Here is a 5,347-nt window from a genome sequence, read left to right as displayed (position 1 = left end):
CAAAGAGCTGCCGGTGGCCGAGATGGAAGCGCTGCTGCTGGCCGACATCAAGGTCAGCGAAGACGCCATGCGCGAGCTGGCGCTGCAGCGCGGCGTGGCCGTCAAGGACTACCTGGCCGGCAAGAGCCTGCCCGCCGAGCGGCTGTTTCTGGGCGCCGCCAAAGCCGTGTCCGCCGAGGCCAAATGGACGCCGCGCGCCGAGCTGAATTTGGCGATGCCGTAAAAACAGCGAAAATACCCACAGTGCCTTATTAAGCGCCTTTCTTTTTCCCCCAGATGGCCTTCTTGCCCGCAGCCACCCCGGCTGCCGCGTGAGGCTGTTTTTTTCGATCCGATTGTTGAAATTCCTATGCTGCGCTTTCCCCTCTCCAAATCCGCCAAAACCGAAACCACGCCCGTCAGCGCGCCACTGCACGCCCGATCGGCCGAAGCCCACCCGCTGGACGGCCTGACCGGCGGCGCGTTTTCAGCGCCCACCTCGGGTGAGCGCGCGGCGCGCATCCGCCAGTGGCTGGCCTCTGACCCGAGCGCAGAGCAGATGGCCGAGGTCTACAAAGACCTGGCCAACCGCGACAAGGGCGCGGCCAAGCCGCTCAAGGAAAAGCTCGACGAGATCAAGCGCAGCAAGGGCCAGGAAGCCGTGGCCGCCGAATGGGCCGACAAGGCCAGGAGCCTGCTGGCGCTGGCCAAGCTCAATCTGGCCGATGCCCTGGCCTGGCAGCGCGATGCCGCCAAGGCCGGCGCGCCGCTGTCCAAGGAGCCGCTGGCCAGCCTCAAGGTGCAGCTGGCCGAGCGCGTCAAAACGATTGAAGACCTGCAGCACCGCACCCAGGTGCAGCGCGAAGCCGCCGTGCTGATTGCCCAGCGCATCGAGGTGCTGTCGATCAAGCCCTGGCGCGACGCCGAAGCCGCGCTGCAAGCCCTGCGCCCCGATGTGGCGCACTGGCAGGCCCAGGCCGACGAGATCACGCAGGATGCCAACTGGCCCAGCGTGGACGCCAAGTTTCCGCCGCTGCTCGAGGCTTCGCGCGGCCAGCTGGTGGCCGTGTGGGAGGCTTTTCAGGCGGCGATCGCGGCCACGGTGAAAGCCGCTGACGATGCCGCCGCGCCCTTGCCGGCGGTGCCGGTCTGGGCCGACGAGTTGCGTGCCGCGCGTGGCATCGCGGCGCCCGCGGCGGCGGCTGGCGACGGCTCGGCACGCCCGGCCCGGGTCAAGCTCGACCCGGCGGTGCTGAAAGACCTGCGCGAGAAAGCCGCGGCCGCCGTGCAGCAGGCGCTGGCCAAGCTCGAGCACGAAGTCACCGAAGGCCACGGCAAGGCCACGCCCAAGGTCGCCGCCGACCTGCGCCAGGCGCTGAAAGAGCACATCCGCAACATCGACAGCAAGCTCGAGGCCGCCGCCCACGCCGCGCTGACGGCCGCCGGCGAACTCGAAGGCTGGCAGCGCTGGCGCGCCGACCAGATTCGCGAAGAGCTGGTCGTGAAGGCCGAGGCGCTGCTGGCCAAGCCCATGGGCGGGCGCAAGCAGCAGGAAGCCCTGCGCGCCATGCGCGAGCAGTGGAAAACCAGCGACCAGGGCGGCACGCCCAACCACGCGCTGTGGAAGCGTTTTGACGACGCCTGCAACGAAGCCCACAAGGTCGTCGAAGCCTGGCTGGAGAAATCCAAGGAGCAGGCCGAAGCCACCAAGGCCCAGCGCCGCGCGCTGATCGACGAGGTGCTGGCCTGGGCTGAAGCCAACCAGGGCAACACCGACTGGAAACACCACATCCGCAGCCTCAACGGCTTCGTCGAGAAGTGGCGCGAAGCCGGGCATTTGAGCGAAAAAGCCTTTGCCGAAATCCAGCCCGAGTGGAAGGCCGCGATGGACGCCGCCGACGCGCAACTGACCGCCGCCCGCGCTGAGAGCCTGGCGCGCCGCAAGGCCATGATCGAGGAAGCGCAAGCGCTGGGCGCCGAGCCGCAGTTGCACATTGATGCCGTCAAGCACCTGCAGCAGCGCTGGCAGCACGAGGCGCAGGCCGTGCCGATCGAGCGCAAGCAGGAGCAAAAACTCTGGGACGCGTTTCGCAAGCCGATTGACGACGCCTTCCAGCGCAAGACCGCCGAACGCGAAAAAGCCGCCGCCGCGCTGGGCGAGTTCGACCGCATGGTGCTCGAAGCCTCCAGGGCGGTTGAGGCTGCCACCGCCAGCGGCGACGCCCAGCAGATTCACGCCGCCGCCAAGGCGCTCGAAGCCATCGTGCGCGGCCAGGTGCCGGTGCCGGTGCCGGTGCCGGTGCCGGCTGCGGCGCCGGTGCCTGCCGCGCCCGCAGACGCTGTTTCCGGGTCAAATCAGCCTCTAGCCCAGGAAGAACAAGCAGAGTCTGCTACAGAAACAATAGCAGAACAGGCGCCGACTGCCGAGGCAGATGAAGCCGCGGAAGCGATGGAGGCCGCTGAATCTGTTCAAGCCGCTGAACCCGCCGCGCCGGCCGAGCCGCCCCCACCGCCCAAGCCGGCCGCCAAGCCCGTCATCGCCATGCGCGGCGACGACCGCCCCGGCATGCGCAAGGCCGAGCCCGCCGGCGCGGGCCGAGGCGGCAAGTTTGGCGACCGCAAGGACGGGCGCCCGGGCGGCAAGCCCGGCGGCCCGCGCCAGAGCACCGACAACAAGTTCGAGCCCTACCGTGCGGAGCGCGAAGACCGGGGTGACCGCGGTGAGCGGGGCCGTTTCAACGACCGCCCGGCGTTTGAAGAACGCGGTCCGCGCCTCGGTGACGCCGCCTTCCGTGCCCAGCGAGAAGCCTTCGAAGCCGCCAACCTGGCGCTGAAAAAGTTGCAGATGCAGGCCCACGGCGAGGTGCTGACGCACCTGATCAGCGCCTGGGAAAAGCGCGACGCCGCGCAAATTCCGGCGGCGCAAGAGCTGGGCAAGCAGGTCAACGCCGCGACCCGTGCGCGCTGGGTCCAGGCCGTCAGCGCGCCCTCGGGCAAGGACGCCGCCGAGGCGCTGCTGCGCCTGGAAATGGCCGCCGAAGTACCGACGCCGGCCGAGCACATCAGCGCCCGCCGCATGCTGCAACTGCAGCTGCTGACCAAGCGCAACGCACCGGCGCCAAGCGAGACCTGGGGCGAAGACACCGCCCAGGTGCTGGCCGCCGACTTTGACGCCAGCCACGCCCGCCGCGTGCAAAACGTGCTGAAGGTGCTGCTCAAGCGATGAGCGCTGCGCCTGCGATCACGGCCCATCCTGCGGCCTTGCCGCAGGAGCGGTCACAGTCGTTGGGCGAGGAAATCGCCAACAGCATCAGCCACGGCGTGGCGCTGCTGGCGGCGGTGGCAGCCGCGCCGATTCTGGTGCTGTCCGCGGTGCAGCGCGGCGGCGCCGCCGGCATTGTGGGCGCCAGCCTGTTTGCCGCCACCATGGTGCTGCTGTACGCCAGCTCCATGCTGTACCACGCGCTGACCGCCCCGCGCGTCAAGAAAATTTTTCAGGTGCTGGACCACAGCGCCATCTACCTGCTGATTGCCGGCACCTACACGCCGTTCACCCTGGGCGTGCTGCACGGCCCTTGGGGCTGGACCCTGTTCGGCCTGGTCTGGTCCATGGCGCTGGCCGGCGTGGCGGTCAAGGCCGTGGCCGGCATACGCTACCCGTGGCTGTCAACGGTGCTGTATGTCGCCATGGGCTGGGTCGCGCTGATCGCCATCAAGCCGCTGTGGCAGCTGATGCCGGCCTGGGGCCTGTTCTGGCTGGTGGCGGGCGGGCTGTTTTACACCCTGGGCGTGGGCTTTTTTGCCACCGACCACCGCTTGCGCTACGGCCATTTTGTCTGGCACCTGTTTGTGGCGGCGGGCACCGTGTGCCACTTTTTCGCGGTGCTGTATTACGCCGCCTGAAGTCGCCAGCGGCCATCGAGCAGACATCATTTGCTATAAAAACAGGAGCTGCTTGGGTGCGTTGTTATTGGGCTAGAGCCCTGTTTGTCTAATAAAACAGGCCATCCACGGCCGCCATCACGGCAAAACGCGCGCATGCGCCTCAAGGCACACCACGACCCAGCTTGACCTTGTTTATTTCATGCGGCATGATGGCATGAATAGTTCTGAAGGAGTGCTCATGCTCAAGGAAGTCGGTGCCAGCGGCCAGATATCGCTGGGTAAAAAATTTGCAGGTCGTTTGTTTGAGGTGATCGTTCACCCTGACGAACGGTTTGAACTGATTCCCATGAAAGCGGTGCCACAGGCCAGAGCGTCAGAGCCACGGGCCGTGACGGTGGCTGACGGCTGGTTGCCGCCCGGCGGTTACGACCAATGCACTCAATGGGCGCTCGACAACCGGGTGGCGCTCGAAGCCTATGCACAGCGCATTGCAGAGGAGGGCACGGCTGCCGAGCAACTTCAGCAGTACCTGGCTGGCAATCCTGATGCCTTGCCTGGCTGACGAGCTATCGGACCCCCATGCCCCGCTTCGATATCTACCGCAATCCCAACCCGCGTGCCAGCCATGCCTACTACCTTGACGTACAAAGCGACCTGGTCAGCACGGCCACCCGCTGGTGCATTCCCTTGCTGGCGGCAAAGCCTGGACAGCCGGTTGTGAACCGTGCGCAGGGTATTTTGAACATTCAGGACGCCAACTACGTGATGGATACCCCCAACTTGCTGGCTGTCCCAGCGACGCTTTTGCGCAACCCCCTGGTCCGCCTTGGGCCTTCAGAGCAGTCGATGGCTGAAGTGGCTATCGAGTTCATGTTGCGCGGCTACTAAGCCCTGTTGGCCACCGCATGACCCCCCAAACCTTCATCCAGAAATGGGGCCCAGGCGGCCCCGCCTTTCACCTCAACGAAGAGCAGGGCGCGCAAAGCCACTTCATTGATTTGTGCGAGCTGCTCGGCGTGCCCAAGCCCGGCAGCGAAGACGGCTATTTGTTCGAGGAAAAAAACACCGTCATCGGCGGGCGCACCGGTTATGCCGACGTGTTTAAACGCGGCGCCTTTGCGTGGGAGAACAAGGCCCCCGGCAAAAACCTCGACACCGCGCTCAAGCAGTTGCTGAGCTACAGCCTGGCGCTCAGCAACCCGCCGATTCTGGTGGTCTGCGACCGCCTCACCCTGCGCATTCACACCCAGTTCACCGGCCACCCGACTGAAACCCACAATGTTTTGCTGCACGAGCTGGATCAGCCCGCCAAGCTGGCCCTGCTGCGCCGCATCTGGCTGGAGCCCGAGAGTTTTCGCCCGAAAAAAACCAGCCGCGACATCACCGAGCAGGCCGCCAAAAGCTTTGCCACGCTGGCCGACAGCCTGCGCAAGCGCGGCCCCACCAAGGCGCAGGACGCCCAAGGTTTTCAGGCCCATGCCGA

At 66.3% G+C, this 5,347-nt stretch carries 6 protein-coding genes; all 6 read left to right on the top strand.

What is annotated here, in order from left to right; translation table 11 throughout:
* The coding region (locus tag RMO23_RS00030; RefSeq protein ID WP_309677862.1) for a hypothetical protein at positions 1 to 223 on the top strand (223 nt) is incomplete at its 5' end.
* Between the two features lie 126 nt (positions 224 to 349).
* Positions 350 to 3,205, top strand: a complete 2,856-nt coding sequence (locus RMO23_RS00025; RefSeq protein ID WP_309677860.1) for a DUF349 domain-containing protein — start codon at positions 350 to 352, stop codon at positions 3,203 to 3,205.
* The gene (locus tag RMO23_RS00020) at positions 3,202 to 3,882 is read left to right on the top strand and encodes a hemolysin III family protein (RefSeq protein ID WP_309677857.1); all 681 of its coding nucleotides are present in this window, start codon (positions 3,202 to 3,204) and stop codon (positions 3,880 to 3,882) included. Before RMO23_RS00025 ends, RMO23_RS00020 begins: the two co-directional genes overlap by 4 nt.
* A gap of 220 nt (positions 3,883 to 4,102) precedes the next feature.
* Positions 4,103 to 4,426, top strand: coding sequence for a hypothetical protein (locus RMO23_RS00015; RefSeq protein ID WP_309677855.1), 324 nt, complete (start codon positions 4,103 to 4,105; stop codon positions 4,424 to 4,426).
* Between the two features lie 17 nt (positions 4,427 to 4,443).
* A complete protein-coding gene (locus RMO23_RS00010) occupies positions 4,444 to 4,752 on the top strand; it encodes a CcdB family protein (protein ID WP_309677853.1) in 309 nt (102 codons plus the stop codon).
* Between the two features lie 17 nt (positions 4,753 to 4,769).
* On the top strand, positions 4,770 to 5,347 hold a 578-nt coding region (locus tag RMO23_RS00005; protein WP_405041535.1), incomplete at its 3' end, for a type IIL restriction-modification enzyme MmeI.

It is taken from the genome of Polaromonas sp. (assembly GCF_031411155.1).
Classification (GTDB): Bacteria; Pseudomonadota; Gammaproteobacteria; order Burkholderiales; family Burkholderiaceae_C; genus Polaromonas.
This window is presented reverse-complemented; position numbering and strand designations above follow the sequence as displayed.